The organism is Streptantibioticus parmotrematis, from assembly GCF_019890615.1.
In the GTDB taxonomy this organism is placed as follows: domain Bacteria; phylum Actinomycetota; class Actinomycetes; order Streptomycetales; family Streptomycetaceae; genus Streptantibioticus_D; species Streptantibioticus_D parmotrematis.
In genome coordinates this window covers 324,215-349,121 of the sequence record NZ_JAINVZ010000001.1, presented here as the reverse complement: position 1 = coordinate 349,121, position 24,907 = coordinate 324,215, and the positions used below count along the sequence as shown (strand labels likewise).

The following is a 24,907-nucleotide window of genomic DNA, read 5'->3' as shown; positions in this document are numbered from 1 at the left end:
GGCGGGGGCACGGGCGAAGCGGTGGCGACATGAGATCCGAGGTGTTCTCGATGGGACTCATCACGCAGATCCTCACCCTCCCGCTCGCTCCGGCCCGGGGCAGTGCGTGGGTGATCCAGCAGGTCGTCCGCACCGCCGAGGCCGAGTGTTACGACCCGGCTCCGGTGCGCGCCCAACTCGCCGCGCTGGAGCAGGACTTGCTCGACGGAAACATCGACGAGGAGGAGTTCGACCGCCGTGAGGACGAACTCCTCGACAGGCTGGAGTGGCTGGAGGCCGAGTACGCACGACTGCGCGGCCCCGGCCAGTCCCCATGAGACAGACGGCACCCTCGAGGTGAGGAGCAGATGGTGAACAACGCGAAGGTCGGGGTGGCCCTGGTGGGCGGCTACCTCCTCGGCAGGACGAAGAAGGCCAGGCTGGCGATCGGGCTGGGGATGTTCCTGGCGGGCCGCAAGATCAGCCTGGACCCGCAGGCGATCGGCAAGCTGGTCTCCGAGTCACCGCTGTTCGAGGGGCTCAGCGCCCAGGCGCGCAAGCAGCTGGTCGACGCCACGAAGAGCGCGGCGACCAACGCCCTCACCAACCGGGTCAACCTCCTCGCGGACTCGCTCCACGAGCGCACCCTCAGCCTGGAGAGCGGCGAACGCCCCGAGGCCGAGGCCGACGCCGAGCCCGAGGCCGACGAGGAGCCGGACCGGGCGCGGGACGAGGACGAGGAGGAGGGCGAGGAGGAGGAGAAGGGCGAACGCCGCAAGGCGCGCTCCGGGTCTTCGGGGGCACGCAAGACTGCGTCCAAGGCTTCGTCGGGCACGCGAAAGACCGCCTCCACGAGTTCCCGCAAGGCGTCCGGAACGGCGCGCAAGACCGCCTCCGGCAAGACCGCCTCCGGTGCGACACGCAAGACGGGCACGACCGCGCGCAAGACCGCGTCGTCGGCTCGTAAGGCCACCAGCCGAGGAGGCAGCCGTGGCTGACACACCCCTCACGAGGATCAAGGACCAGGTGGCGGAGAACCCGGCGACCGACCGGCTGAAGGAAGAGCTGCGCGGCTATCTCGAAGCCCGCGCCACGCACGCGTTGACCGGCCTGGGCGAGCGGCTCGGCGACAGCCTCAACAAACTCGCCGACCCCAAGCAGGGTGCCGGCGGGCTCGTCGGATCCCTCGCCAAGGGCGGTCAGGCGCTGAGCGAGGGCAAGTCGCCGGCGAAGGCCGCAATGGCCGTCGGCACCTCGCATCTGAAGGAGACCCTCAAGGACAAGGTCAAGCAGATCTTCGGCAAGGGCCGCAAGGGCGGTGGCGGCAAGTCCAAGGCCGTGACCGTCAGCGAGGACATCGACGTCGGCGTGCCGGTGCGCGAGGCGTACGACCAGTGGACGCAGTTCCAGGAGTTCAGCACCTTCGCCAAGGGCGTCGTCAGTGTCGAGAAGGCCGACGACACCACGAGCAACTGGAAGGTGAAGGTCGCCAAGTCCACCCGCAGCTGGAAGGCCAACGTCACCGAGCAGATCCCCGACGAACGGATCGCCTGGACCACGGAGGGCGCCAAGGGCACCGTCAAGGGCGTGGTGACGTTCCATCGCATCACCGACAACCTCACCCGTGTGCTGATGGTCCTCGAATACCACCCCAAGGGGCTGTTCGAGAAGACCGGCAACATCTGGCGGGCGCAGGGCCGGCGGGCGCGGCTCGACCTGAAGCTGTACCGGAAGTTCATCATGATGCGCGGCGAGGCGACCGACGGGTGGCGTGGTGAGATCCGCGACGGCGAGGTCGTCGAGGACCACGACGAGGCGGTGGAACGCGAGGAGAACGAGGCGCGCGAGACCGAGGCGGACGAGCGCGAACCACAGGACGGCGGCGACGCGCAGGAGGACGTCCGCGACGAGGACGAGCCCGACGACGAGGCGGACGAGGACCGCGACGACGACGGTTTCGAGGACGACGCCGACGAGGACGACGAGCTTCCCGAGGACGCCGAAGAGGACGAGGACGAGGACCGTTACGAGGACGAGGACCCGGCTGAGGACGAACTCGATGACGAGGACGTCGAGGCGGAGGACGAGCCGCTCGACGACGACCGCTACGAGGACGAAGAAGCCGACGCCGATCAGGGCGAAGAGGATGCCGGGGACGACGAGGACGCCCCCCGTGGTGGCCGTTCGCGGCGCCGCGTCGCAGCCCGCTGAACCGGCTGCCGAACGAGAGACGAGAGTGTGATCGACCGTGTCCGACTCAGTGTCCAGGCGCATGGGGCCGTCCAGCGGCCTGTCCCCGTACGGGCAGCAGGGGACGTCCGCCAATCTCGCGGACATCCTGGAACGCGTGCTCGACAAGGGCATAGTGATCGCGGGTGACATCAAGATCAACCTGCTCGACATCGAACTGCTCACCATCAAGCTGCGGTTGCTGGTCGCCTCGGTCGACAAGGCCAAGGAGATGGGCATCGACTGGTGGGAGCACGACCCGTCGCTCTCGTCCTCGGCCCATCGCCCCGAAGTGTCGTCCTCGCACTCGGGCAGTCATGAGGAACTGGCTCGGGAGAACGAGCGGTTGAGGGAGGAGATCGAGCGCATGCGGGCTCTGGAACCCGCTGCGCAGGACGCGGCCCCGGACGGGTCCACCCGGCACCGTGTCAGTGTCGACGAGGAAGAGGAAGGAGACGGCACGTCATGACCAGTGTCCCAGATCCGGCCATGCCCTCCCCCGCCGTGCCCGGGCCCGCCGCGCAGGCCGAACCGGACGCCTCGATGTCGTACGTGTACGCGGTCGGCCGCGATGAGCGGGCACTGCGGAACGCCGCCGCCGAGCGGCCCGGCGGGGTCGCGTTGCGCGTCGTGACCGCCCATGGGCTCACCGCCCTGGTCGCCGACGTTCCGGCCGGGCAGTTCGACGAGCGCGGTCTGCGAGCCCAACTCGGCGACCTGGACCGGCTGGAGGCCGTCGCCCGACGCCATCACGACGTGGTGGCGTCGGCCTGGGAGCACACCACCGTCCTTCCCATGCGGCTCGCCACCGTCTACTTCGACGACGAGCGGGCGGCCGGGATGCTCCAGGAGCGCGAGGAGGAGTTCACCTCGATGCTCGACTGGCTGACCGGACAGGTCGAGTGGGGTGTGAAGCTCTACCTCGACGTGCGGGCCGCCCGGGACACACAGCCCGCGCCCCGGCCCGGTACGAGTTCGGGCCGGGCCTATCTCCAGGCGCGCCGTGCGGCGCGTCGCGGCGCGGCGGAGGCGCACGGGGCCGCGGAGGACGCCGCCCGCCGTATCTCCCAGGAGGCGGCGAGCTGGGCGTCCGCGAGCGCGGCCCACCGGCCGCAGCAGGGCGACCTGGCGACCGGGCCCGGTGAGAACATCGTGAACTGGGCGTTCCTGGTGCCCGCCGAGCACGGTGAGCGGTTCCGGCGCGCGGTGCAGGACGCGGCCGGTGTCGTTCCGGGGGTGCGCCTGGAGATCACCGGGCCGTGGGCCCCGTACTCGTTCGCGACCCCGGACGATTCCGGCAGGATCCAAGGGGGGCCGTGATGGCTGTCGAACGGCCCTCGGTGGAGCGGCGGACGGCCGGGGCGATGCCGGTGCCGCAGGGCGGTGCCGCGGCCGCCGAGTCCGAGCTGACGTCGTACGGCGCCGACGTCACGGGGTTCGACGACCCCGAGCCCGAGGACGAACGGCCGCTGGCGCAGCGGCAGGTGGCCCTCATCGACCTGCTCGACCGGCTTCTGACCGGCGGCGCGGTCCTCACGGGCGACCTGGTGCTGTCGATCGCCGACGTGGACCTGGTCCACATCAATCTGCGCGCCGTCATCAAATCCGTCACCGGCGACGAACCCGCGCCATGGTGAGCGGAAGGCGGCCGCGGGCCCACGAGACGGAAGGACCGGAGCCGGGAGATCCCATGAACGACACGAGCGGACCGCACGCCGGGCCGACCACGCCACGCAACCGTCTGGACGACGTGGCGCAGGCGGCCGCCAAGGCGTTCGACCTGCTGCCCGTGGGACCGGACGAGAGCGGTCCGGCCCGCGGCAGTCAGGTGGCGCAGCGGCTGCACACGGACCCCGAGACGGTCGAACGCGATCTGATCCGGCTGGTGCTCACCATCGTGGAGTTGCTGCGGCAGCTGATGGAACGCACCGCGCTCAACCGCGTCGACCAAGGCGACCTGAGCGAGGAGCAGGAGGAGCGGATCGGGTCGACCCTGATGATCCTCGCGGACCGCATGGCGGAGCTGTGCGAGCGCTACGGCCTCACGATGGACGACCTGAACCTGGACCTCGGCCCGCTCGGTACGCTGCTGCCGCGCGGCGAGTAGGCTCCCGGCGGGCCGTCGCCGACGTGACGCCGCGCCTCACCGCCCGCGCCCTCACCGCCCGCGCTCAGTGTCCCGCGCCGCTCTTCCCGTCCGGTTCGGCCATCCGCCGGTGCAGTTGGGCCTTGGCGCCGTCCGGCAGGAACGCGTTGGCCAGCCCCTGCGCGCGGGTCTTCACCGACCCGGCGACACGTTTGGTCCGGCCGGCCATGAGGGCGTCGAAACCCTGCCGCGCGACGAGCGCCGGATCGTCCTTGCCCATCCGCCCGATCCGGGTGTTCTGCATGCCCGCGCGGCGGAAGAAGTCGGTGTCCGTCGGGCCGGGCATGAGCGAGGTGACCACGACGTCGGTGTCCTTCAGTTCGTTGTGCAGTGCTTCCGCGAACGACTGGACGAAGGACTTCGAGGCGTTGTAGACGGCCTGGAAGGAACCGGGCACGGTCGAGGCGATCGAGGACGTGAAGAGGATGCCGCCCTCCCCGCGTTCCACCATCGCGGGCAGCAACCGCTTCGCCAGGTGGACCGTCGACTTCACGTTCAGGTCGATGAGCCGCAGTTCGTCCGCGAGGTCGTTGTCCAGGAACGAACCGCCCACGCCGACACCCGCGTTGAGCGCGGCAGCCGCCACCGGCCGTCCGGTGGCGGCCACGGCCGCGTAGAGCCGTTCCACACCGTCCCGGTCCGTGAGGTCGGCGCGCAGCGGTGTGACCTCGCGTCCCGTGGCCCGCAGCGTCTCGGCGGCGTCGCCGATGGCGGCGTCCTCGGCGTTCACCATCACATCGAAGCCGTGGTCGGCGAACTGCTTGGCCAGCTCGTAGCCGATGCCACGGGAGGCGCCGGTCACGAGGGCGAGTGGTGTGTCGTCCGTCATGCGCTCCGGGTACCCGCGAGGCGCGTTCCAATCATCCCGCGGGTGGCCCGATCGGACGAACCAGGACGCGGCGCTCAGCCCGCGTTCGGCAGCCGGACCTCCAGGGTGCCGCCGGGGCGGGTACGCGTCTCGAAGGAGGGCTGCGGCGCGGTGGCAGGCCCCCGCACGTTCAGACCGTCGGAGAGCCTGAACACGCTTCCGTGCCAAGGGCATTCGACACAGCCGTCGGCGACCTCCCCGTCCGACAGCGGACCGGAGAAGTGGCTGCACCGGTCGCCGAGCACCCGTACCGTGGCGTCGTCCACGCGGACCACGAGCAGGGGAACCTCCCCCAGCGTCCGGCGCACCGGCTCGCCCACCGCGAACTCCTCCGCCCGGCCGACCGTGTGCCAGCCGGGTTCGACGAGGTGGGGTACGGGTTCCGTCTTGTTGGCGCCCGCGGCCTGCGAGCCGGTGTACAGGGCGATGGCGGCGCCGTTGGTGACCGGCCGACCCCAAACGCACCGCCGCGAGTGCCCCTCCGTGCGGCGTAGGCGTCCCGTCCCGGCGGCCTGGCGGAACCGGGCGGCGTGCCGAGGAACCGGAGGACGACCGGCGAGGACTACGTCTGATCGCTCGTGTCGTCCTCCCCCGCGCCGGTTACGGGCAGCCGCAGGGCCAGCAACGCCACGTCGTCGTCGGCCTCGGGGGTCAGGAGGCGGAGCAACTCGTCGCAGAAGTGGCCGAGTTCACGGTCGACGAGCGCGGCGGCGTGCTGGCGCAGGCGGGTGAGGCCGTGGTCGATGACCTCGCCCCGGCGCTCGATCAGGCCGTCGGTGTAGAGCAACAGCGTGCCGCCCGGCGGGAGTTCACGCCGGACCGAGGGGCGGTCGACCTCCGGCACCACGCCGAGCATCACCTCGTGGGCGGCGTCGAGGTACTGGGCGTCGCCGTCCGCCGTGATCAGCAACGGGGGCGGGTGACCGGCCTGCGACCAGTCGAGTGCGTAGTGGCCCACCCCGACTTCCTTGACCAGCGCGTACACGCAGGTGGCCGTGGTGTGGCCGTAGAGCGTGTCGATCGCGGCGTCCAGGCGGCGCAGGATGCGACCGGGTGGTTCGTGGCGGTCGCAGGCGATGCCGCGCAGCATGTTGCGCAGCTGCGACATGGTGACGGCCGCCTGGAGGTCGTGGCCCGTGACGTCCCCGATGATCATGGTGACGTCGCCCTGGGGCAGCACGAAGCTGTCGTACCAGTCCCCTCCGACCTGGGCGGTGCTGCGCGCGGGCGTGTAGCGGCCGGTGATGGCCAGGCCGCCCACGTCCGGCAGGTCGGGCAGCAAAGAGCGCTGGAGGTGCTCGGCCGTCGTCTTCGCCTCGGCGTGCAGGCGGGCGTTGTCGGCGGCCAGTGCCATCCGGTGCGTCAGGTCGTCGACCAGGCTCAGGTCCGCCTCGTCCAGCGGCGCGCGCTCGTCGCTCCTGACCAGCGTGAGGGCGCCGAAGACCCGGCCGCGCACCCGCATGGGCGCGACGACGAGGGTCCCGCCGCCCAGCCGGGCGAAGAGTTCCAGGTTCAGTTTGTGCAGCGGGTCGAAGGCCTCTTCGGCGCGTGGCAGGTCCTTGCCCCGCAGCAGCAGCGGGCCCTCCCCGCGCAGCACGCGGGACAGCGGTCCTGAGGCCGCCGCCGGGGGCCGTGGCAGGGGCCCGGTGATGCCGGCCAGGTCGACCTTGCTGTCGCGGTGGGTGGCGCACACCCGTCGCACACCGCCGTCGTCGTCCGTGAGGTCGGCCGTGCACCAGTCGGCCAGGGCGGGCACCAGGATGCGGCAGACCCGTGTGATGGCCTCGGTGGCGTCCAGGGTGCTGGACAGCACGGTGGCGATCTCGTTGAGCAGGGTCAGGCGGCTGAGCGCGCTCTGCAGTGCGCCGTCCAGGTCGTGGTCGTCCATGTCGCCCTGCCTCCCCGGTGCTCCGGCCGCGGCGTCAGCGGGAGCACGGGGGCACCCCTCGTCGGTCTCGCGACGCCATCGGCTCGGCGGAACAGCGGACGGCGACGCTCACGCCACGGCGGTCCTCAGCCTACGCCCGGGGATGCGGCACCGGTCGATCGGGAAATGACCGGTTGAACGCGCCGGATGCCTTCCTCTCGGGTGTTTCCGGCTGCTGAGACCGCCCGGCCATGCGCGTCGGCGGCTCAACGCTCCCTCCCGCCCTCGTCCCCGCGTCGCCGTCCGTCGTGCGAGCGCCCGCGGTGGCTCGTGTCGCACCACGGGTAGGTACGGCTGCGGCGGCAGACGCACACCGCGCACTGGAACCGGTCGGAGCGCACGACCGTGCCGTCCTCGAGTTCGACCTCCACCGGCCCCTCGACCATCAGCGGCCCGCCCGGGTCCAGCCGGACGCGCACCGCAGGCCTGCTCTCACCCGTCGCGTTCGGCACGGATCACCACCAGTTCCTCCGACCGCCGGCCCCGCTCGATCAGGCCGCGCCCGGCGAGACCGGCGGCCCGCGCGGACATCACGGGGCCGAACGGCTCGTCGTGGCGGGCCGCCACGTCCGCCCGCAGCCCGCCGTCCCGCAGACACCGCAGGGTGGCGCCCACGCCGCACAGCCCGGAGTGCACCATCACCAGCGCTCCCCCGCGGGCCAGCAGGGCCGGGGCGGCCGCGCAGATCCGGTCCACCAGTTCCCGGCCGTCCGGCCCGGCGTCCCAGGCGCGGGCGCGGCTGTGGCGGCCGGGCCGCCCGGCGAGACGGACGACGTAGGGCGGGTTGGCCACCACGAGGTCGAAGCGTTCGGCGGCGACCGGCGCGGCCAGGTCGCCCCGCAGGACGCGCAGGGGGACGCCGTGCAGGGCCGCGTTGCAGCGGGCGGCCAGGACAGCGCGGCGTGAGATGTCCACGGCGGTCACGTCCGCACCGGCGCGAGCGGCGGTCAGCGCCAGCACCCCCGTACCGGTGCACAGGTCCAGCACGCGCGGTCTGCGCCCCTCACGCGTGGCGCAGGGGCTCGCACGGTCCAGTGCGGTACGGGCCAGCAGCAGGGAATCGGACTGGGGCCGGTAGACACCCGGCGGACGCAGCAGCAACATGGCGAGCCTCCCCGGTCAGGCGTCCGTACCCGCGTGCGGCCCGTCCGGCAGCGGTACGCGCAGCGAGACGCGGCCGGCGGTCCAGGCGTCCACCAGGTGGGCCGCGAGCCGCTCCTCCAGCAGGCCCGTGGCCTGGATGCCGAACACCACATCGGCGGTCAGCTCCGGCTCCGCCGCCAGCAGGGCGCCGATGACCTCGTGGCGCATCACCTGTTCGTGGACGGCGTCCGCCTCGATGTGCTCGGTGTAGAAGCGGGTGAACCCGGGCTCGCCGTGTCCGGAGTGTTCCAGGGCGCGCACCATGCGACGGGCCGAAGGCGCCGTGGTGATCTCCGCGGCGGCGAAGTGCCCGACCAGGGCGCCGCGCAGGGAGCGGTGCAACCCGGTCAAGGACATGAGGTTGACGGTCGCGAGGGTGACGGCGGGCGCTGCGTCGAGGTGGCCGCCGTACCGGTCGTCCAGGTCCGCGGCGGCCAGCAGGTCGGCGAAGAGCCGGGCGTGCACCCGCTCCCCGCGTCCGCCGCCGAACTCGTCGAACTCCACCGCCACCAGCGACGCCTTGGCCTGCCCGGTCAGCCGTGGGATGACCCAGGCGTGCGGATCGGCCTCCTTGAGGTGGTAGACGGAACGGTGGGCGAGATATTCGCGCAGTTGCCACCACACACCGGTGTCGGCGAGGTGGTGGGAGACGGACGGGTCCTGGGGGTGGACCGGCTCCACGAGCAGCGCGTCGAGCTCGGCGGCCAGGTCGATGCCGCCGGCTGTCCGCTCGCGCAACGCGTCCTCGAACCCGCGTTCCAGGTCGCCGCGCAACCGCAGCAGGTCCGGATGCCATTCCCACGACGCCGGGACGCCGGGGAAGCCGCGGTAGTGCAGTTCGTACAGGACGTAGAGGGTGAGCTGGGAGTCCTCCCCCAGCGGATCGACGGCGGCGGCCTCGCGGGCGGACGGCAGGCGCAGCGGTTCGCCGGGGTCGGCCCCGGTCAGCGCGCCGAGGGCGGCCTCCGACAGCTCGCCGCGGGGCCGTGGCGGCGGTGCGTGGTGCGCGGGCTGTGCGGGGGCTCCCGGCCGTACGGGAGGGCGCGGCCCGGCCCGGACGGGTATCGCGGTCATGGCGCCTCCGTGGGATCAGGGTCCTGCGTCGCGGTAACGGGTGCCCTGGTGAGGCCGTCCCACTCCTGCGGGTTCCGGGCGGGCGCGGTGCGCCGGATCAGCACGTCGACGACGGCCGCCGTGGGATCGGCGCCGTGGGATCGAGCGGCGGCTCGGCGCTGGTGTTCCGCCCCGGTCCCGCGCGACCGCAGGTCGCCGAGCCCCCGCCGTACGGTGGCCAGATCGCCGCTGTCCTCCAGGGCGGGGCGGACGTGCTCCAGGAGCCGCCCGGCCCGGTCCCACGCACTCGTGCGGGCTCCGGTGAAGGGGTCGATCGCGGCGCCCGTCATCCCGTGGCGTGCGGCGGACCACACGGCGGCCGCACCCAGTTGCGGTTCCACCGGTGCCGCCTCCCGCCCGGCGGCCAGATCGTCCAGCGCGGTGCGCACGAGCGCGCGGGTGATCGCCGCCTGGAGCACCGCCTCGCGGACCTCGGTGACCGCGTCGGCGGCCCGCACCTCGATCGTGGGAAGTCTGCCGGAGGGCCGTGCGAACCAGAACGTCATGTGTTCGTCCACGAGCACACCGCAGTCAACCAGCCGCCCCACCATGGCGTCGTAGGCGCCCGCCGATCCGCACCAGGGCGGCAGCCCGCTGCCGGGGAAGCCGCACTGCCGCATCGCACGCCAGCTCGCGTAGCCGGTGTCCTTCCCGCGTTCGAAGGGCGAGTTGGCGGACAGCGCGAGCAGCGTGGGCAGCCAGGGGGCGAGATGGTTGACGACGGCCACGGCCGTGTCGCGATCGGGCACACCGACGTGGACGTGGCAACCGCAGGCGTGGTAGTCGGTGACCACGCCCGCGAAGCGGCCCGCGATGGTGTCGTAGCGGGGGCCGGCGGTGATGGGCGCGTCGGCCGTCGTGACGGCGGTGCCGCAGGACAGCAGGCGGACGCCGTGTGCGATCGCGGCCAGGGCGAGCTTCCGTCGGCCCGCCCCGAGCTGCCGTTCCAGCTCGGGCAGGTCGCGGCAGACCCCGGTGGCGTGCTCCACCTGGCTGGAGAGCAGCTCGGGGTGGAAGCACCCGTCCTCGCCGGGCGGGTCGCCCGCGGTGGCCAGGACCGCGGGTGCGGCGGGTGAGACCTGCCGTGTGACCGGGTCGACGAGCAGGAACTCCTCCTCCACACCGAGGGTGCGTCCCGCGTCCTCCACCGCCCACTTCCTGGTCGCGCGCGCCTGGAACCGCCTCGGTCAACGCCTACCACGCCGACGCGAAGGGAGCGCCGTCATGGGATCGGCGTGCCCCGTCGCGTCGACGACCGCGTTCACCCGGATGCCACGGGACGCGCGAGAAGCGTGTTCCCGCGGGAACACGGCCGGAGCGGCACCCGTCCCCGGGGTGCCGCTCCGGCCGTGTACGAATGTCCTGATCAGGCTGATCAGACGTCAGTTCACCATCGATACCAGCGACTGCGCCCGGAGCCTTCGCCGACACGGATCAGGAATCCGAGCAGCCAGATCACCAGGACCGCCACCGCGACCCACCACAGCACCTTGAGCGCGAAACCCGCACCGAAAAGGATGAGGGCGAGCAGAAGAACCAAAAGCAAGGGACCCATTGTCATCCACCTCCACAACGGCCAGTGCCCCGGCGCCGGGCGATCATTCCTCCGGCACGAGGAAGTGGCGAATTCCGCCGGGGAGGCACGCGGTCGTGGTGACCGGAGCGCGAGTGCAACGGGACGCACCGCCGGGCCAACGAGCCACCGCCACGACCCTGTTGTCCCGAGGCGTCGTTCCCGTGACCCTCAGGAGGCCCATGGCTCACGGTTTCCCGCGGCCCTCGGGAGGCCGTGGCTCACTCCGGCAGGTTCAGCTGCCACGAGACGCCGAACCGGTCGTTGACCCAGCCGAACTTCGCGCTGAAACCGTGGCCGCCCAACGGCATCAGTTCGGTGCCGCCTTCGGCGAGGGCCGCGTAGAGGCGGTCGATCTCCGCCTCGTCCCCGCACTGCACGAAGAGCGAGACGGCCGGCGTGAAGGTGAAGGCGTGCCGCGCGGGGCTGTCGATGCACATGAACACCTCCCCCGCCAGCGAGAACGTCGCATGCCGCACGCTCCCCGGCCTGCCGGGGCCTTCGGCGTCGTACCGGTCGACGGCGACGATCTCCGCGTCGTCGAAGAGCGAGACGTAGAAGGTCATCGCCTCCTCGGCGTCGCCCTCGAACATCAGGAACGTGGTGATCTTCTTCGACGTGGGGATCTCCATGCCACGTGGCTCCTTCCGCGCTGCGAGACGACCGGTGACACGTTCCCGCGGCGAACGGCGACTGACCCTCGGGAGGACACCCGCCCAACAGAAAAGGCAAGGAGACTTCCCACTCCTTGCCACTCTCAACATATAGCGCAGTGGGGGCCTTGCGGCAAGGCCCCCACCACGTCGCACAATCGCAGGCCGAAGCCAGAACCTGCGGAAATAGGAGCCTCGCGACGTGCGTGTGTTGTTGTCAGCTTTCGAGCCGGACTCCGGCGCGGACCACCGGCCGGGGGCGATGGCATGAGCCCGTCGGCCACCAGCGCGTTCGATCTGCCCGGCCGCCTCTCCGCCAAGGCCGACCCGGCTCTCGTCGCCGACGACGAGAAGCACTTCGCCGCCGTCGCGGAGTGCCTGGAACACACCGTCGCCGACCTGTCCGGCCGGCTCGACACCCAGCTCAAGGCCCCCGGTGGCGTCGGCCGGGCCGCGATGGACCGGGACACCGAGGTCCACCGGCTCACCGCGCGGCTGCGCGCGCTGCGCCGTTTCGGGCTCGACCTGTGCCTGGGCCGGGTCGTGCCCGACGGCGCCCCGGAACCGGTCTACATCGGCCGCCTCGGCCTGACGGACAGCACCGGGCGGCGCCTGCTGGTCGACTGGCGTTCCCCGGCGGCCGAGCCGTTCTTCGCGGCGACCCACGCCGATCCCATGGGCCTGGCGAGCCGCCGCAGGTACCGCTGGACGGGCGGCCGGATCAGCGACTACTGGGACGAGGTGTTCACCGCCGAAGGGCTCGAACACCATGCCGCGCTCGACGACCAGTCCGCCTTCCTCGCCAGTCTCGGCGGCAGTCGGTCACCGCGGATGCGGGACGTGCTCGCCACCATCCAGGCGGACCAGAACGCCATCATCCGCGCCGGGTCCCGCGGCCCCCTCGTAGTGGACGGCGGACCGGGCACCGGCAAGACGGTCGTCGCCCTGCACCGCTCCGCCTACCTGCTCCACTCCGACCCCCGCCTGGGCCACCGTCGCGGTGGTGTGCTGTTCGTCGGCCCCCATCAGCCCTATCTGTCCTACGTCTCGGACGTCCTGCCCAGCCTGGGCGAGGAGGGCGTGCGGACCTGCACCCTGCGGGATCTCGTCCCGGAGGGCGCCGGCGCCCAGGAGGAGACCGATCCGCGGGTGACGCGGCTGAAGTCGTCCGCGGCCATGGTGAGGGCGGTCGAGGCGGCTGTCAGGTTCTACGAGGAGCCGCCCACCGAGGGGTTGACGGTGACCACCGACTGGTCCGACGTGTGGCTGAGCGCCGACGACTGGGCCGAGGCGTTCCGGGCGCCGGGTCCCGGCACACCGCACAACGAGGCGCGCGAGCAGGTCTGGGACGAGTTGGTGGCGATCCTGTGGGACAAGCACGGCGACGACGTCCCGCCCGAGGTGTTCGGCCGATCGCTGCTGCGCGACGAGGAGTTGGTCACGACCTTCCGGCGGGCGTGGCCGCTGCTGGACGCGGCCGACCTCGTCTCGGACCTGTGGTCGGTCCCCGCCTACCTGCGGATGTGCGCTCCGTGGCTGAGCGCCGACGAGGCACGCGCGCTGCGCCGCCGCGCCGAACCACCGGCGTGGACGGTCGCCGACCTGCCGCTGCTGGACGTGGCACGGCAGCGGCTCGGCGATCCGCAGGCGGCGGTGCGCAGGCGCAGGCACGAGGCCGCCGTCGCGGCGGAGCGCGAGCGCATGGCCGGTGTGATCGACAACGTGATCGCGGCCGACGCCGACGGGGAGGGCGCGGTGACCATGCTGCGTGGTGAGGACCTGCGGGAGGCCCTGGTCGACGAGAGCGCGCTGCCCGCCGCCGAACGGGAGCCGCTGGCGGGCCCGTTCGCGCACGTCGTCGTGGACGAGGCGCAGGAGCTGACGGACGCGCAGTGGCAGATGCTGCTGCTGCGCTGCCCGTCGCGCAGCTTCACCATCGTCGGCGACCGCGCCCAGGCCCGGCACGGGTTCACCGAGTCATGGCGGGAACGGCTGGAGCGCGTCGGGCTCGACCGCGTCACCGTCACCTCACTGGGCGTCAACTACCGTACGCCGCGAGAGGTCATGGCGGAGGCCGAGCCGGTCATCCGTGCCGTCCTCCCGGATGCCAACGTGCCGACGTCCGTTCGCGAGAGCGGCGTTCCGGTCCGCCACGGCCGGGTCGCGGACCTGGCGTCGGTCCTGCGGACCTGGCTCGCCGCGAACGCCGACGGGACGGCCTGCGTGATCGGCGATCCCACGTTCCCGGAGACGTCGCGGGTCCGGTCGCTGACGCCGGAGCTGGCGAAGGGGCTGGAGTTCGACCTGGTGGTGCTCGTCGATCCGCGGGAGTTCGGCGAGGGCGTCGCGGGAGCGGTCGACCGCTACGTGGCGATGACCCGGGCCACGCGCCAACTCGTGATCCTCACCAGCGCCTGACGGGAACCGCCGGACGGGGACGTCGGGTTGCGCTTCATCGTGGAAATGCCGACGGGCAGCGGTCCCGCGCGGCACGCGTCATGGCGTCGGCGGTGTCGTGGTTCGGCCACTCATGGCGAGATTAGGAAAGTTTCCTAACAAGACCCTGGACGCCCCGCGCGGGGCCGCGCTAGCTTCTCCAGCGCCAGGACACGCACACGTACCGCGACCAGGTACGCGAACACCTCCGGGGCGCGGTGTTGCCGCGCCCGTCTGCCTCTGAACATCCCGTCATACCCGCACCACGGAAAGGGATTCCAGCATGGCATCGCACAAACGGGCCGTCGCCCTCACCACGACCGGCGTCGCCGCCGCCCTGACCGTCGCGTTCGTCCCGACCGCCCAGGCGACGGGCACCCATCCCGCCGCCGACCGCCCCGCGAAGGCCGCCGGGATCAGCCTCACGGACGACCAGCGCTACGCCATCGACGAGATCACCAACGTCTTCGAGAACGGCGACATCACCAGCGGCTTCGCCGCCATCGAGGACTACGGCGACGGCTGCGGCTACACCGCCGGGTACATCGGCTTCTGCACGCAGACCGACGACGACGTCAAGCTCGTCACGTACTACGACTCGCAGGAGCCGTCCAATCCGCTGGCGAAGTACCTGCCCGCGCTCAAGAAGCTCGCCGCGGCGGGCAGCGACGCGCACACCGGGCTGGGCGGCTTCACCTCCGCGTGGAAGCAGGCGGCGAAGGATCCGGTCTTCGTCCAGGCGCAGTTCGAGCAGGCTCACGTGAACTACCTGGACCCGGCGCTCGCCGAGGCGCAGAAGGTCGGGATCACCTCGGCCCTGGGGGTGGCGAACTTCTTCGACACCGCCGTCGAGATGGGCCCGGACGGCGCCCCCGACAGCCCCGACGGCCTGCTGGTCCTGGTCTCCGAGACGACCTCGAAGGCGGGCGGCACGCCGGCGTCCGGTGTCGACGAGCACACCTGGCTGGGGGTGTTCAACCAGGTGCGCACCGCACACCTGAAGAACCCCAAGACCCCGGGCCGCAAGTCGGACTGGCCGGACAGCGTGGACCGGGTTCAGGCGTTGCAGCAGATGGCGTCGGCGGGCGAGTGGAACCTGCCACTGCCGCTGCACGTGGGCGCCGACTTCGACTACACCATCCCCAAGCGCAGTGCCGGTAGCCAGATCTGATCTAGCGTCAGGCCGAACATCCGCCCCCGTTCCGGCACTTGTGGGAAACACGCACGAGTGCCAGGACGGGGGCGGCGTCGCTCCCGGGCCGTCACACGCCCGTGTCCGGTGCCGCGCGCATCCCCGCGCGGATCCGTTCCCATTCCGCGGGGTCGTCCAGCGCGACCATCACCACCTGGTAGGCGGTGCGCTCGCACAGGTCGAGCAGGTCCGCCCGGTCCATCGCGGGGTTGTCGAGCCAGGCGAGCACGACCTCCTCCATGTACGCGAGCCACCCCGCGACCGAGAAGGTCAGCGCGGGCGTCACCGGCGCCCCCGCGCTCGCCAGTCCCTGGGTGATCCAGCCCGCGAGCGTCGAGCGCGCCGAGCGGTGCAGGGTGCGCACGCCCGCACCGCCGCCCAGCCGGGTCACCGCCTGGTAGATCGTGGGATAGCGGGTGACGTAGTCCACGAACGTCTCGATGCCTGCGCGCAGTTGGGCGGCCGGGCTCAGGCCGGGGTCGGGGCGCACGTGGTCGAGGAGTTCCTGCGCGGCGGCCTCCAGGACGGTGTGCCGGAACTTGCGCTGCGAACCGAAGTAGTGGAAGAGCAGGCCGGGCGAGACCCCCGCCTCGGCGGCGACGGTCTCCACCGAGAGGTCGTCGATCGGACGGACCTCCAGGACACGGCGGGCCGCCGACAGGATCTGGGTGCGACGGTCGGTCGGCGGCATGCGCGGAGCGCGGGCGGCGGGTGTACGGGCCATGTCCCCATCCTATTGACAGGATCTCAATATCTCTTACTGTTGAGTAACCCTCAATAACGCGCCTCGCTTCCCCACCCCTCCGCTGATTCCCCGCGTGAACCCTCACGTGATCCCTCTCGCTGACGGAGTCGCCGCCATGACCACCGCGGAAGAGCACGCCGACCTGGTCCTCCAGCCCCGGGACGTCCGGTTCGACTGGTCCGGGCTGCCCATGCACTGGATACCGGGCGATCCGATGGCCACCCACACGATCAACGTGCTGCATCTGCTGCTGCCCGAGGGCGAGCGCTGGTTCGTCCGGGTCTTCAAGCAGGCACTGCCGCTGATCACCGACGAGCGGGTGCGCGAGGACGTGGTCGGCTTCGTCGGCCAGGAGGCGATGCACGCCGAGGCGCACCAGGGCGTGCTGGACCACCTGCTGGCCAAGGGCCTGGACCCGGCGCCGTACGTGCGGCAGATCGAGTGGCTGTTCCGGCGGGTGCTGGGCGACCGCCCCGGCCTGTCCCCCGCACAGCAGCGCGAGCACGTCGTCGAGCGCGTCGCGATCATCGCCGCCATCGAGCACTTCACCGCCTTCCTCGGCGACTGGGTGCTCAACGCGGACGAGCTGGACCGCGCGGGCGCCGACCCGGTCATGCTGGACCTGCTGCGCTGGCACGGCGCCGAGGAGGTCGAGCACCGCAGCGTGGCGTACGACCTGCTGTGCCACCTCGATCCCGGCTACGCGCGCCGGGTGCGGGCGATGGCCGTCGCGGGTCCCGTCCTGTACTGGCTGTGGGTACGCGGCGCCCGTTTCCTGATGGCCGCCGATCCCGAGCTGCGCGGCCGGGTCCGGGCCACCTGGCGCGGCTACCTCGCCAGTGCCCGGCGCGGGCTGCTGCCCGATCTGCGCCGCACCGCGCGCTCCGGCGCCCGCTACCTGCGGCCGCACTACCACCCCACCCAGGAGGGCTCGACCCGGCAGGCCGTGGCCTACCTCGGCAGCTCCCCGGCCGCCCGCGCCGCCGCCCACTGACCCGCCGCGACCAGCCCGAGGACCCCATGAGCCGCACCACCCCGAGCCCCCTGGCCGCCGTCCCGCCGCCGGACGTCAACGGCCGGCACGGCAGCGACCGCATGATGCGCCTGCTGACCGCCTTCGCCGACGTCTACGTCCCGCTCGCCGGACGTCGCCACCCCCGGCCGGTGCCCGCGCCGGTGGACGACGCACTGGAGCTGCTCGTGACGCGGCGGCGTCAGGAGGCCGACGACGTGGTGTCGTTGCGGCTGACCGCGCCGGACGGCGGGCGGCTTCCGGGCTGGCAGCCCGGCGCCCATCTGGACGTGACCCTGCCGTCCGGGCGCCGCCGCCCGTACTCGCTGTGCGGCGACCCGGCCGACGTGCACGCGTACCGGATCGCCGTGCGCCGGATCGACGGCGGGGGCGGCGGATCGGTGGAGGTGCACGAGGCGCTGCGGCCCGGTGTACGGGTGACCGTGCGCAGGCCGCGCAACGCCTTCCCGTTCGCGGCGGACGCCTCGGTGCTGCTGATCGCCGGCGGGATCGGCATCACGCCGGTGCTGCCGATGGCCCGCGAGGCCGAACGGCGCGGTCTGGACTGGCGGTTGGTGCACTGCGGACGCACCCGCGCGTCGCTGCCGTTCGCCGACGAGCTGGCCGAACTGGCCGCGCGCTCGCCGGACCGGGTGGAGGTGCTGACCGACGAGGAGCACGGCGTGCCGGACGCGGCCGGACTGCTGTCCCGGGCGCCCGCCGGATCGGCCGTCTACTGCTGCGGTCCCGGGCCGATGCTGGACGCAGTGCGGGCCGCGTTCGACGCGAGTGCGGCGCGGGCGCTGCACTTCGAGCGCTTCACCGCCGCGCCGGTCCGCGACGGGCGCCCGTTCACGGTGCGGCTGCGCGGCAGCGGCGAGGTGCTCGACGTGCCGGCGGACCGCACCGCGCTCCAGGTGCTGCGCGAGCGCGACCCGGCCACCCCGTACTCGTGCCGTCAGGGGTTCTGCGGGGTGTGCGCCGTACGGGTGCTCGCGGGCGAGGTCGAGCACAGGGACCGCAAGCTGACCGACGAGGAGCGGGCCGCCGGGCGGATGCTGGTGTGCGTCTCGCGTGCCGCGGAGGGCGGGTGCCTCGAACTCGACCTGTGACCGCGCCGCCCGCCCCGCATCCCCGTCCCCGCCCGACGTCCGGAAGGCCCGTCATGAGCACCCTCTCGCCGCCCCGCAACGGGCGTGCCCCGTCGTTCCGTTACGACGACCGCGATCTCGACCGCTTCCGTGAACTCCAGCAGCTCGCCTACCGGTGCGCCGACCGCGTCGCCGACTGGCTGGAACCGGGAGTGACGGAGCGTCAGGCGGCGGCGCGGCTGCGGCGCGAGCTGGTGGCCGAGGGCGTCGAGGACTTCTTCCACGTGCCGTTCGCCTGGTTCGGCGACCGCACCGCCTTCCGGCACTTCCGCACGCCGTTGCAGTTCTTCGCCAGCGGCCGTGTGCTGAGGCCCGGCATGTCGTACGTGCTGGACTGCGCGCCGGTGGTGGACGGTTACACCGCCGACATCGGCTACGCGGGCAAGGTCGGCGACAATCCCATCTGGGATCGCATCGCGGTCGACCTGCTGGAGTACCGCGACCTGATCCTGCGCGAGGTGCGGGCGCGCAAGCCGCTCAACGAGGTGTACGCGGCCGTCGACGCGCTCATCGCGCGGCACGGCTACGACAACCGCCACCAGGTGTACCCGGGCCGGGTGATCGGCCACCAGGTCACCCGGGTCACCCCGCGCGGCCCGGCCGGGGTGAACCTCTTCGGCTTCGGGGTGCGCACCCTCCAGACGCTGGGCCGGGAGCTGATCAGCGAGCGGCTGCACGGCCGCTCCCCGCTGTGGGCGGACGGCCGCTCGTCCGCGCATCCGCCGACGCCGGGGCTGTGGGCGGTGGAACCGCACGTCGGGTTCCGTGATGTGGGCCTGAAGTTCGAGGAGTTGCTCGTGGTGACCGAGGACGACGCCTACTGGCTCGACGACGACCTGCCGCACGTGCGGCGCGTCCACGAGGGGGCCCTGCGATGAGCGGTCTTGCGGAGCGGACCGGCCCGGTGGCGGTGCGGCGGCGCACGGTGGTCTCGGCCGGGGTGCCGCTGGCGGTCTACGAGCAGGGCGACGCGCACCGGACCACGGTGCTGCTGGTGCACGGCTACCCCGACACGCACCGGGTGTGGGACGACGTGGCCGACGAGCTGGCCCGCGACCACCATGTGGTGCGCTACGACGTGCGCGGTGCCGGGGCTTCCGGGCGGCCGCAGCGGCGCGCGGACTACCGGCTCCCGCTGCTCGCCGGTGACCTGTTCGCCGTCGTCGACGCGGTCAGCCCGGGCGAGGCGGTCCACGTGGTGGCGCACGACTGGGGGTCCATCCAGTCCTGGGAGGCGGTCACCGAGCCCGGCTCGGGCGAGCGCATCGCGTCGTACACCTCGCTGTCCGGGCCGTGCCTGGACCACGTGGCGCTGTGGATCCGGCACCGGCTGGCCCGGCCCACGCCCCGCCACGTGGGCCAACTGCTCACGCAGGCCGCGCACTCGTGGTACATCACCGCCTTCCACCTGCCCGCGCTCGCCCCGGCGGCCTGGCGGCTGGGTCTCGCGGACCGCTGGGGCGGCGTGCTGCGGCGGATCGAGGGCGTCACGCCACGCCCCGGTCATCCGCAGTCGACGCTCGCGGACGACGCGGTGCGCGGCATCACGCTGTACCGGGCGAACATGCTGCCCCGTCTGGCGCGACCGCGGCAGCGGCCCACGGACGTGCCGGTGCAGCTGATCACGTTGACCAAGGACCACTACGTCAGCCCGGCGCTGTCCGAGGGTCTGGAGCGGTGGGCGCCGCGGCTGTGGCGGCGCACCGTTCCGGCGACCCACTGGTCGGCGCTGCTGGAGAAGGGAACGACCGTGGCACGCATGGTCAGGGAGTTCACCGGCCACCTGGACGGCGAGCCCGCCGCCCCCGGCCTGGACCGGGCGGGTCGCGGGGAGGCCGAACACCGCCCGTTCGCCGGGAAGTTGGCGGTCGTCACGGGCGCGGGCTCCGGCATCGGACGGGCCACCGCGCTGGCGTTCGCCGAGCGGGGCGCCGACGTGGCGGTCTGCGACCTGGACCTGGAGGCGGCCGAACGCACCGTGGAACTGGCCCGGTTGCTCGGCGCGAACGCCCGGGCCTGGCGGGTGGACGTCTCGGACGGCGCCGCTGTCGACACCTTCGCCACCGAGGTCGCGGCCGGACTCGGCGTGCCGGACATCGTGGTGAACAACGCGGGCATCGGCCACTCCGGGACGTTCCTCGACACCACCGAGAAGGAGTGGAAGCGGGTCCTGGACGTCAACCTGTGGGGTGTCATCCACGGCTGCCGCGCCTTCGGGACGCTGATGCGCGAGCGCGGCGAGGGCGGCCACATCGTCAACCTCGCCTCGGCCGCCGCCTACCTGCCCTCGAAGGTGCTCGCCGCGTACGCCACCAGCAAGGCGGGCGTGTTCATGCTGTCGGACTGCCTGCGCGCGGAACTGGCGCCCTCGGGGATCGGGGTGAGCGCGATCTGCCCGGGCATCGTCAACACCAACATCACCCGGACCACGACGTTCTCCGGCCTGAGCGACTCCGAGCAGGACGCCCGCCGCAAGCGGGTGTCGGGGCTGTACGCCAAGCGCAACTACCCGCCGGAGAAGGTGGCCGAGCAGATCCTGCGCGCGGTGAGCGGGAACAAGGCGGTCGTGCCGGTGACGTTCGAGGCGAAGGCGGCCCGGTTCGTCGGCCGCCTCTCCCCCGGCCTGCTGCGGCTGGCGGCCCGCGTCAACGCGGGGTGAGCCGCGGACCAACCGGTTCGGCTCGCGAGGCGGTCGGGCTCGCGCGCCGCACCGGTTGGCCGACGAGCGCGGCGGCGGCTTCCATCGCGTCCAACCGCCGTCCGCAGGCTCGCCGCTGGACCAGCGAGACACCGGCGACGGCCGCCCCCAGCGCGATCCAGCCGGCGGGTCCCGCGACCATCACCGCGCCGGTGAGCAGCAGCGGCCCGGCGGACTTCTGCACCGCCGACGACACCCCGGCCACACCGAGGTAGGCGGGGCGCCGGGTGGGTGGCGCGAGGGAGACCGCGAGTTCCCACGAACTCACCGACCGCATCAGCTCCGCCAGGGTCACCAGGACCGCCGCCGCCAGCATCACGCCCACCGCCTGCCAGGTGCCGCCGGTCGCCGAGACCGCCAGCACGAGACAGCAGGCGAGCATCAGGGCGCCGTACAGGCCGACGGCCCGTGCCGCGCGGCGAGGACCCTCCGCCCGCGCGGACACCCGCATCTGGAGGACGACCACCAGCACGGTGTTGACGGTGAGGAAGACCGGGACGATCGCGTGCGGCGCGGTGGTGCGGCTCACCAGCCACAGCGGCATTCCCACGTTGAGCACGGAGTCGTCGAGGTTCAGCGGGGTGTCGAGCACGACGAACAGCAGGTAGCCGCGGTCCCGCCAGGGGCTCCGCCCGGCTCCGGTCGTCGCCCGCGCCGTTGGGGCCACGCCGTGCGGCCGTGCCGTGCCGTGTCCGCTCGGCGTCGCGCGGGGGTCGGCCGATTCCCGCAGACGTCCCACGAGCACGGCCGCGACCAGGAACGACACGGCGTCGGCCAGCACCAGGGCCCGGTAGGCGCCGCCGGTTCCCACGGCCAGCCCCAGGGCGGCGACGCCGGCGCCCACCGCGTATCCGGCGTTGGTGACACTGCGCGAGAGCCCCCGGTAGGTCGAGTGCCGTTCGCCCGCCACCAGGGTGGCGAACAGCATGTCCAGCATCTTCGCCGCGCGGTCACCGAGGCAGGTGACGGCGACCACCGGCAGCAGCGTGGCGAAGCTGTCGCAGAACAGCAGCAGGCTCATGGTCGCCAGGCGCAGCAGATGGCAGGCGACCAGCAGAGAACGGGCAGGGAAGCGGCTCGCGAGGTGTCCCGCCAGCGGCGCCCCCGCGACGCCGACGATCGCGGAGACGCCCAGCAGCAAACCGACCTGACGCGCGCTCAGATGACTGACGAAGGTGAAGTAGAGCACCGCCGCGGAGCTCCACACACCGGACCCGGTGCGGTCGAGGAACTGGGCGAACAGCATGATCCGCGCGTCACGCCCACCCGGCGGGTGACGCAGTTGCGCCACCAGTCCCGTCCCCGACTCTCCGTCGCCTGAGCGCACCGCGCCGCGCCGCATGAGCCCACTCCCCCGTCCGTGGCCGATGGCATCACTCGTACGGGAAGCAGCCTGTCGCGATTTCCTCTCGACGTCAAGATACTTGATGACGACATACCTGGAGGATGGTCCGCGCGGACGCGCTCAGTGCTCCAGCGCGCTCGCCGCGCGATAGTCCGCGGGGACACCCTGGGCGAAGACGATGTCGGCGTCCATGTGGTCGGTGCGCAGCGGCAATATCTCCCGGTAGGCGGCCGAGTCGTACCAGGCGCGCAGCCGCTCCCGGTCCGGGAACGCGATGATGATCAGGTCCTTGCCCCACGAGCCCTCGACGACCTCGACGTCGCCGCCGTGCACCACGAAGTACCCGCCGAACGGCTCCAGCGTGGCGTCGATGCGCTTCAGGTACGTCACGATGTCGGGGCCGAACTCGACGGTGTGGACGTGGGCGACGGCATAGGCGGTCATGGCTGCTCCCTGTGTTCCCCGGCAGTGCGCTCCGGTACGGCTTCTCGCTGACGGGAACGACGCTATGCGGGGTGCGCGGGGCCGCGAATCAGTCGCGCTTAGGTACGTCCCGCCCGCGACGGCACACCGGCTCGCGCCCCCGTTCCCTCACCGCGTCGACAGCCCGTCCGCCGCCAGGGCCAGGGCGTCGAGCACCGGCCGGATCAGCGGGTGCCGGTCGGCGCCGCGACGTACCGCGGCGAACACCCTGCGGGTGGCGGCCGGGCCGGTGACCGGGCGGACCACGGTGTCCTTCAGCTCCATCCCGCGCAGCGCGGAGCGCGGCACGAGCGCCACCCCCGCACCCGCCCCGGCCAGCGCCACGACCGCCCGGAAGTCGTCCGAGGAATGCGTCAACGCGGGCTGGAATCCGGCCAGTTCGCAGGCGAGCAGCATCACCTCGTGGCACGGGTTGCCCGGATACGGCCCGATCCAGTCGTCGGCGGCGAGCGCGGACAACGCCACGTCGGGCGCCTGGGCGAGCGGGTGCGCGGCGGGCAGCACCGCGTCGAACGGCTCGGCGTACAGCGGTACGCGCGCGAGGCGCCGGTCGTCCTCGCGGGGGGCGCCGCGGTACTCGACGGCGAGCGCCACGTCCGCCTCGCCGTCCAGCACCATCGGCAGGCTCTCGTCGCCCTCGGCGTCGCGGACCCGCACCCGCAGGCCGGGCCGGTCGTCGCGCAGCCGGGCCACGGCGGGGGCCAGCACCTCGGCGATGCCGGTGGCGAAGGCGGCCACCGTGACCTCGCCCGCGGTGCCGCCCGCGTACGCGGCGAGCTCGGCCTCGGCACGCTCCAGCTGGGCGGCGACGGTGTTGGCGTGCGCCAGCAGGATCTCCCCGGCCGCGGTCAGCCGCACGCCCTTGCCGCTGCGGGTCAGCAGCGTGTGGCCGGTCTCCTGCTCCAGCGCCGCCAGTTGCTGGGACACCGCCGAGGGCGTGAGGTAGAGGGCCGCGGCCGCGGCGGTCACCGTACGGTGGTCCGCCGCGGCCCGCAGGATCCTGAGTCTGCGCGGGTCGATCACCCAGCCATTGTCGCTCGCGCGTCGACGAACGCGGCCACGGCCCGCTCGACGTCCTGCGTGGAGTGCGCAGCGGACAGCTGGACGCGGATGCGTGCCTGGCCCATCGGCACCACCGGGTAGGAGAAGCCGATCACGTAGACGCCGCGCTCCAGCAGCAGTTCGGCCATCCGCCCGGCCTCGGCCGCGTCGCCGATCATCACCGGGGCGATGGGGTGGTCGCCGGGCAGGATCTCGAAGCCCGCCTCGGTCATCTTCGTGCGGAACAGCTTGGTGTTGGCCTGGAGCCGGTCGCGCAGCTCGGAGGCGGTCTCCAGCAGGTCGAGGACCTTCAGGGAGGCGGCGGCGATCACCGGGGCGAGCGAGTTGGAGAACAGGTACGGGCGGGAGCGCTGCCGCAGCAGGGCGACGATCTCGGCGCGGGCGGCCACGTAGCCGCCGGAGGCGCCGCCGAGCGCCTTGCCGAGGGTGCCGGTGATGATGTCGACGCGGTCGGTGACGCCGTGCAGCTCGGGGGTGCCGCGACCCGTCGGGCCGGTGAAGCCGACGGCGTGCGAGTCGTCGACCATGACCATGGCGTCGTAGCGGTCGGCCAGGTCGCAGATCTCGTCCAGCGGCGCCACGTAGCCGTCCATGGAGAACACGCCGTCGGTGACGATCAGGCGGCGCCGGGCACCGGAGGCCTCCTTGAGCTTCGCCTCCAGGTCGGCCATGTCGCGGTTGGCGTAGCGGAAGCGGCGGGCCTTGGACAGGCGGATGCCGTCGATGATCGAGGCGTGGTTGAGGGCGTCGGAGATCACCGCGTCCTCGGCGTCGAGCAGCGTCTCGAACACGCCGCCGTTGGCGTCGAAGCAGGAGGAGTACAGGATCGTGTCCTCCTGGCCGAGGAACGCCGACAGCCGGGCCTCCAGCTCCTTGTGCACGTCCTGGGTGCCGCAGATGAAGCGCACCGACGCCATGCCGTAGCCCCAGCGGTCCAGCGCCTCCTTGGCGGCCGCGATCACCTCGGGGTGGTCGGCCAGGCCCAGGTAGTTGTTGGCGCAGAAGTTCAGCACCTCGCCGGGGGCGCCGCCCGCGGTGACGGCCACCGACGCCGACTGCGGGGTGCCGATGACGCGCTCGGGCTTGAACAGGCCGGCGTCCCGGATCTCGTCGAGGGTGGCGCGCAGGTCGTCGCGTACGGACGCGTACATC

The 24,907-nt window shown here is 72.6% G+C and carries 27 protein-coding genes; 13 read left to right on the top strand and 14 right to left on the bottom strand.

Translation table 11 applies throughout. From position 1 onward, the window contains the following. The first annotated feature begins 50 nt into the window (after positions 1 to 50). The 7 genes from K7472_RS01645 to K7472_RS01615 all read left to right on the top strand — a co-directional run bounded on the left by K7472_RS01645 (position 51) and on the right by K7472_RS01615 (position 4,315). Entirely contained in the window at positions 51 to 317 is a 267-nt protein-coding gene (locus K7472_RS01645; RefSeq protein ID WP_222973192.1) for a gas vesicle protein GvpG, read from the top strand. Positions 318 to 347: 30 nt separating this feature from the next. Beyond that, positions 348 to 977 carry a hypothetical protein gene (locus K7472_RS01640; RefSeq protein ID WP_222973190.1) on the top strand — a complete coding sequence of 210 codons (630 nt, stop codon included), beginning with the start codon at positions 348 to 350 and terminating at the stop codon, positions 975 to 977. After that, the gene (locus K7472_RS01635; protein ID WP_222973188.1) at positions 970 to 2,190 is read left to right on the top strand and encodes an SRPBCC family protein; all 1,221 of its coding nucleotides are present in this window, start codon (positions 970 to 972) and stop codon (positions 2,188 to 2,190) included. The genes K7472_RS01640 and K7472_RS01635 overlap by 8 nt, the downstream gene beginning before the upstream one ends. A 61-nt stretch (positions 2,191 to 2,251) precedes the next feature. After that, complete coding sequence (locus K7472_RS01630) at positions 2,252 to 2,677, top strand: gas vesicle protein (RefSeq protein ID WP_222973186.1); 426 nt, start codon at positions 2,252 to 2,254, stop codon at positions 2,675 to 2,677. After that, positions 2,674 to 3,528, top strand: a complete 855-nt coding sequence (locus K7472_RS01625) for a GvpL/GvpF family gas vesicle protein (RefSeq protein ID WP_252394912.1) — start codon at positions 2,674 to 2,676, stop codon at positions 3,526 to 3,528. The genes K7472_RS01630 and K7472_RS01625 overlap by 4 nt, the downstream gene beginning before the upstream one ends. A 44-nt stretch (positions 3,529 to 3,572) precedes the next feature. After that, on the top strand, positions 3,573 to 3,845 hold the full coding sequence (locus tag K7472_RS33630; RefSeq protein ID WP_372457890.1) for a gas vesicle protein: 273 nt from the start codon (positions 3,573 to 3,575) through the stop codon (positions 3,843 to 3,845). 53 nt (positions 3,846 to 3,898) lie between these two features. Further along, positions 3,899 to 4,315, top strand: coding sequence for a gas vesicle protein K (locus K7472_RS01615; RefSeq protein WP_222973184.1), 417 nt, complete (start codon positions 3,899 to 3,901; stop codon positions 4,313 to 4,315). A 64-nt stretch (positions 4,316 to 4,379) separates the two neighbouring features. Here the strand turns inward: K7472_RS01615 and K7472_RS01610 are convergent, their stop codons facing one another. From K7472_RS01610 to K7472_RS01570, 9 genes are all read right to left on the bottom strand, one after another. Beyond that, on the bottom strand, positions 4,380 to 5,183 hold the full coding sequence (locus tag K7472_RS01610; RefSeq protein WP_222973182.1) for an SDR family NAD(P)-dependent oxidoreductase: 804 nt from the start codon (positions 5,181 to 5,183) through the stop codon (positions 4,380 to 4,382). A 74-nt stretch (positions 5,184 to 5,257) separates the two neighbouring features. Next, positions 5,258 to 5,542, bottom strand: coding sequence for a Rieske (2Fe-2S) protein (locus K7472_RS32380; RefSeq protein WP_372457882.1), 285 nt, complete (start codon positions 5,540 to 5,542; stop codon positions 5,258 to 5,260). A 242-nt stretch (positions 5,543 to 5,784) separates the two neighbouring features. Then, the gene (locus K7472_RS01600; protein WP_222973181.1) at positions 5,785 to 7,110 is read right to left on the bottom strand and encodes a PP2C family protein-serine/threonine phosphatase; all 1,326 of its coding nucleotides are present in this window, start codon (positions 7,108 to 7,110) and stop codon (positions 5,785 to 5,787) included. Positions 7,111 to 7,355: 245 nt separating this feature from the next. Beyond that, positions 7,356 to 7,601: a CDGSH iron-sulfur domain-containing protein gene (locus K7472_RS01595; protein ID WP_222973180.1), complete on the bottom strand. Its 246-nt coding sequence runs from the start codon at positions 7,599 to 7,601 to the stop codon at positions 7,356 to 7,358. After that, positions 7,582 to 8,253, bottom strand: a complete 672-nt coding sequence (locus tag K7472_RS01590) for a HemK2/MTQ2 family protein methyltransferase (RefSeq protein ID WP_222973179.1) — start codon at positions 8,251 to 8,253, stop codon at positions 7,582 to 7,584. Before K7472_RS01590 ends, K7472_RS01595 begins: the two co-directional genes overlap by 20 nt. 15 nt (positions 8,254 to 8,268) lie before the next feature. Then, positions 8,269 to 9,366 carry an iron-containing redox enzyme family protein gene (locus K7472_RS01585; RefSeq protein WP_222973178.1) on the bottom strand — a complete coding sequence of 366 codons (1,098 nt, stop codon included), beginning with the start codon at positions 9,364 to 9,366 and terminating at the stop codon, positions 8,269 to 8,271. Then, positions 9,363 to 10,553, bottom strand: a complete 1,191-nt coding sequence (locus tag K7472_RS01580; protein ID WP_222973177.1) for a carboxylate-amine ligase — start codon at positions 10,551 to 10,553, stop codon at positions 9,363 to 9,365. The genes K7472_RS01585 and K7472_RS01580 overlap by 4 nt, the downstream gene beginning before the upstream one ends. Positions 10,554 to 10,792: 239 nt before the next feature. Then, entirely contained in the window at positions 10,793 to 10,960 is a 168-nt protein-coding gene (locus K7472_RS01575) for a hydrophobic protein (RefSeq protein ID WP_222973175.1), read from the bottom strand. A gap of 239 nt (positions 10,961 to 11,199) precedes the next feature. Then, positions 11,200 to 11,610 carry a VOC family protein gene (locus K7472_RS01570; RefSeq protein ID WP_222973174.1) on the bottom strand — a complete coding sequence of 137 codons (411 nt, stop codon included), beginning with the start codon at positions 11,608 to 11,610 and terminating at the stop codon, positions 11,200 to 11,202. A 288-nt stretch (positions 11,611 to 11,898) separates the two neighbouring features. On the opposite strand from K7472_RS01570, the gene helR reads away from it, so the two are divergent. Together helR and K7472_RS01560 are read left to right on the top strand one after the other, a co-directional pair. Then, the gene (gene helR / locus K7472_RS01565; RefSeq protein WP_222973173.1) at positions 11,899 to 14,049 is read left to right on the top strand and encodes an RNA polymerase recycling motor ATPase HelR; all 2,151 of its coding nucleotides are present in this window, start codon (positions 11,899 to 11,901) and stop codon (positions 14,047 to 14,049) included. A 301-nt stretch (positions 14,050 to 14,350) separates the two neighbouring features. After that, complete coding sequence (locus K7472_RS01560) at positions 14,351 to 15,238, top strand: chitosanase (RefSeq protein ID WP_222973172.1); 888 nt, start codon at positions 14,351 to 14,353, stop codon at positions 15,236 to 15,238. Between the two features lie 91 nt (positions 15,239 to 15,329). On the opposite strand, the gene K7472_RS01555 is transcribed toward K7472_RS01560, so the two are convergent. Further along, complete coding sequence (locus K7472_RS01555; protein ID WP_222973171.1) at positions 15,330 to 15,983, bottom strand: TetR/AcrR family transcriptional regulator; 654 nt, start codon at positions 15,981 to 15,983, stop codon at positions 15,330 to 15,332. Between the two features lie 136 nt (positions 15,984 to 16,119). On the opposite strand from K7472_RS01555, the gene K7472_RS01550 reads away from it, so the two are divergent. From K7472_RS01550 to K7472_RS01535, 4 genes are read left to right on the top strand one after another with little or no spacing between them, the layout of a single operon-like run. Next, positions 16,120 to 16,998, top strand: coding sequence for a metal-dependent hydrolase (locus K7472_RS01550; protein WP_222973169.1), 879 nt, complete (start codon positions 16,120 to 16,122; stop codon positions 16,996 to 16,998). Positions 16,999 to 17,024: 26 nt separating this feature from the next. Then, positions 17,025 to 18,128, top strand: coding sequence for a PDR/VanB family oxidoreductase (locus tag K7472_RS01545; protein WP_222973167.1), 1,104 nt, complete (start codon positions 17,025 to 17,027; stop codon positions 18,126 to 18,128). Positions 18,129 to 18,181: 53 nt separating this feature from the next. Further along, complete coding sequence (locus K7472_RS01540; RefSeq protein WP_222973166.1) at positions 18,182 to 19,045, top strand: M24 family metallopeptidase; 864 nt, start codon at positions 18,182 to 18,184, stop codon at positions 19,043 to 19,045. Next, positions 19,042 to 20,826: an SDR family oxidoreductase gene (locus K7472_RS01535; RefSeq protein ID WP_222973165.1), complete on the top strand. Its 1,785-nt coding sequence runs from the start codon at positions 19,042 to 19,044 to the stop codon at positions 20,824 to 20,826. Before K7472_RS01540 ends, K7472_RS01535 begins: the two co-directional genes overlap by 4 nt. On the opposite strand, the gene K7472_RS01530 is transcribed toward K7472_RS01535, so the two are convergent. The 4 genes from K7472_RS01530 to K7472_RS01515 all read right to left on the bottom strand — a co-directional run bounded on the left by K7472_RS01530 (position 20,813) and on the right by K7472_RS01515 (position 24,906). Then, positions 20,813 to 22,156, bottom strand: coding sequence for an MFS transporter (locus K7472_RS01530; RefSeq protein ID WP_308013720.1), 1,344 nt, complete (start codon positions 22,154 to 22,156; stop codon positions 20,813 to 20,815). The genes K7472_RS01535 and K7472_RS01530 overlap by 14 nt on opposite strands. A 174-nt stretch (positions 22,157 to 22,330) precedes the next feature. Then, a complete protein-coding gene (locus K7472_RS01525; protein ID WP_222973163.1) occupies positions 22,331 to 22,654 on the bottom strand; it encodes a DUF1330 domain-containing protein in 324 nt (107 codons plus the stop codon). A gap of 147 nt (positions 22,655 to 22,801) precedes the next feature. Next, positions 22,802 to 23,716 carry a LysR family transcriptional regulator gene (locus K7472_RS01520; protein ID WP_222973161.1) on the bottom strand — a complete coding sequence of 305 codons (915 nt, stop codon included), beginning with the start codon at positions 23,714 to 23,716 and terminating at the stop codon, positions 22,802 to 22,804. After that, entirely contained in the window at positions 23,713 to 24,906 is a 1,194-nt protein-coding gene (locus tag K7472_RS01515; RefSeq protein ID WP_222973159.1) for a glycine C-acetyltransferase, read from the bottom strand. Before K7472_RS01515 ends, K7472_RS01520 begins: the two co-directional genes overlap by 4 nt. Position 24,907 lies beyond the last annotated feature (1 nt).

Coding starts and splice junctions, on each gene's coding strand:
- K7472_RS01645 (WP_222973192.1), top strand. CDS start 51: ATGGGACTCATCACGCAGATCCTCACCCTCCCGCTCGCTCCGGCCCGG.
- K7472_RS01600 (WP_222973181.1), bottom strand. CDS start 7,110: ATGGACGACCACGACCTGGACGGCGCACTGCAGAGCGCGCTCAGCCGC.
- K7472_RS01630 (WP_222973186.1), top strand. CDS start 2,252: ATGGGGCCGTCCAGCGGCCTGTCCCCGTACGGGCAGCAGGGGACGTCC.
- K7472_RS01525 (WP_222973163.1), bottom strand. CDS start 22,654: ATGACCGCCTATGCCGTCGCCCACGTCCACACCGTCGAGTTCGGCCCC.
- K7472_RS01535 (WP_222973165.1), top strand. CDS start 19,042: ATGAGCGGTCTTGCGGAGCGGACCGGCCCGGTGGCGGTGCGGCGGCGC.
- K7472_RS01560 (WP_222973172.1), top strand. CDS start 14,351: ATGGCATCGCACAAACGGGCCGTCGCCCTCACCACGACCGGCGTCGCC.
- K7472_RS01590 (WP_222973179.1), bottom strand. CDS start 8,253: ATGTTGCTGCTGCGTCCGCCGGGTGTCTACCGGCCCCAGTCCGATTCC.
- K7472_RS01640 (WP_222973190.1), top strand. CDS start 348: ATGGTGAACAACGCGAAGGTCGGGGTGGCCCTGGTGGGCGGCTACCTC.
- K7472_RS33630 (WP_372457890.1), top strand. CDS start 3,573: ATGCCGGTGCCGCAGGGCGGTGCCGCGGCCGCCGAGTCCGAGCTGACG.
- K7472_RS01540 (WP_222973166.1), top strand. CDS start 18,182: ATGAGCACCCTCTCGCCGCCCCGCAACGGGCGTGCCCCGTCGTTCCGT.
- K7472_RS01625 (WP_252394912.1), top strand. CDS start 2,674: ATGACCAGTGTCCCAGATCCGGCCATGCCCTCCCCCGCCGTGCCCGGG.
- K7472_RS01575 (WP_222973175.1), bottom strand. CDS start 10,960: ATGGGTCCCTTGCTTTTGGTTCTTCTGCTCGCCCTCATCCTTTTCGGT.
- K7472_RS01555 (WP_222973171.1), bottom strand. CDS start 15,983: ATGGCCCGTACACCCGCCGCCCGCGCTCCGCGCATGCCGCCGACCGAC.
- K7472_RS01610 (WP_222973182.1), bottom strand. CDS start 5,183: ATGACGGACGACACACCACTCGCCCTCGTGACCGGCGCCTCCCGTGGC.
- K7472_RS01615 (WP_222973184.1), top strand. CDS start 3,899: ATGAACGACACGAGCGGACCGCACGCCGGGCCGACCACGCCACGCAAC.
- K7472_RS01585 (WP_222973178.1), bottom strand. CDS start 9,366: ATGACCGCGATACCCGTCCGGGCCGGGCCGCGCCCTCCCGTACGGCCG.
- helR (WP_222973173.1), top strand. CDS start 11,899: ATGAGCCCGTCGGCCACCAGCGCGTTCGATCTGCCCGGCCGCCTCTCC.
- K7472_RS01545 (WP_222973167.1), top strand. CDS start 17,025: ATGAGCCGCACCACCCCGAGCCCCCTGGCCGCCGTCCCGCCGCCGGAC.
- K7472_RS01515 (WP_222973159.1), bottom strand. CDS start 24,906: ATGTACGCGTCCGTACGCGACGACCTGCGCGCCACCCTCGACGAGATC.
- K7472_RS01550 (WP_222973169.1), top strand. CDS start 16,120: ATGACCACCGCGGAAGAGCACGCCGACCTGGTCCTCCAGCCCCGGGAC.
- K7472_RS01570 (WP_222973174.1), bottom strand. CDS start 11,610: ATGGAGATCCCCACGTCGAAGAAGATCACCACGTTCCTGATGTTCGAG.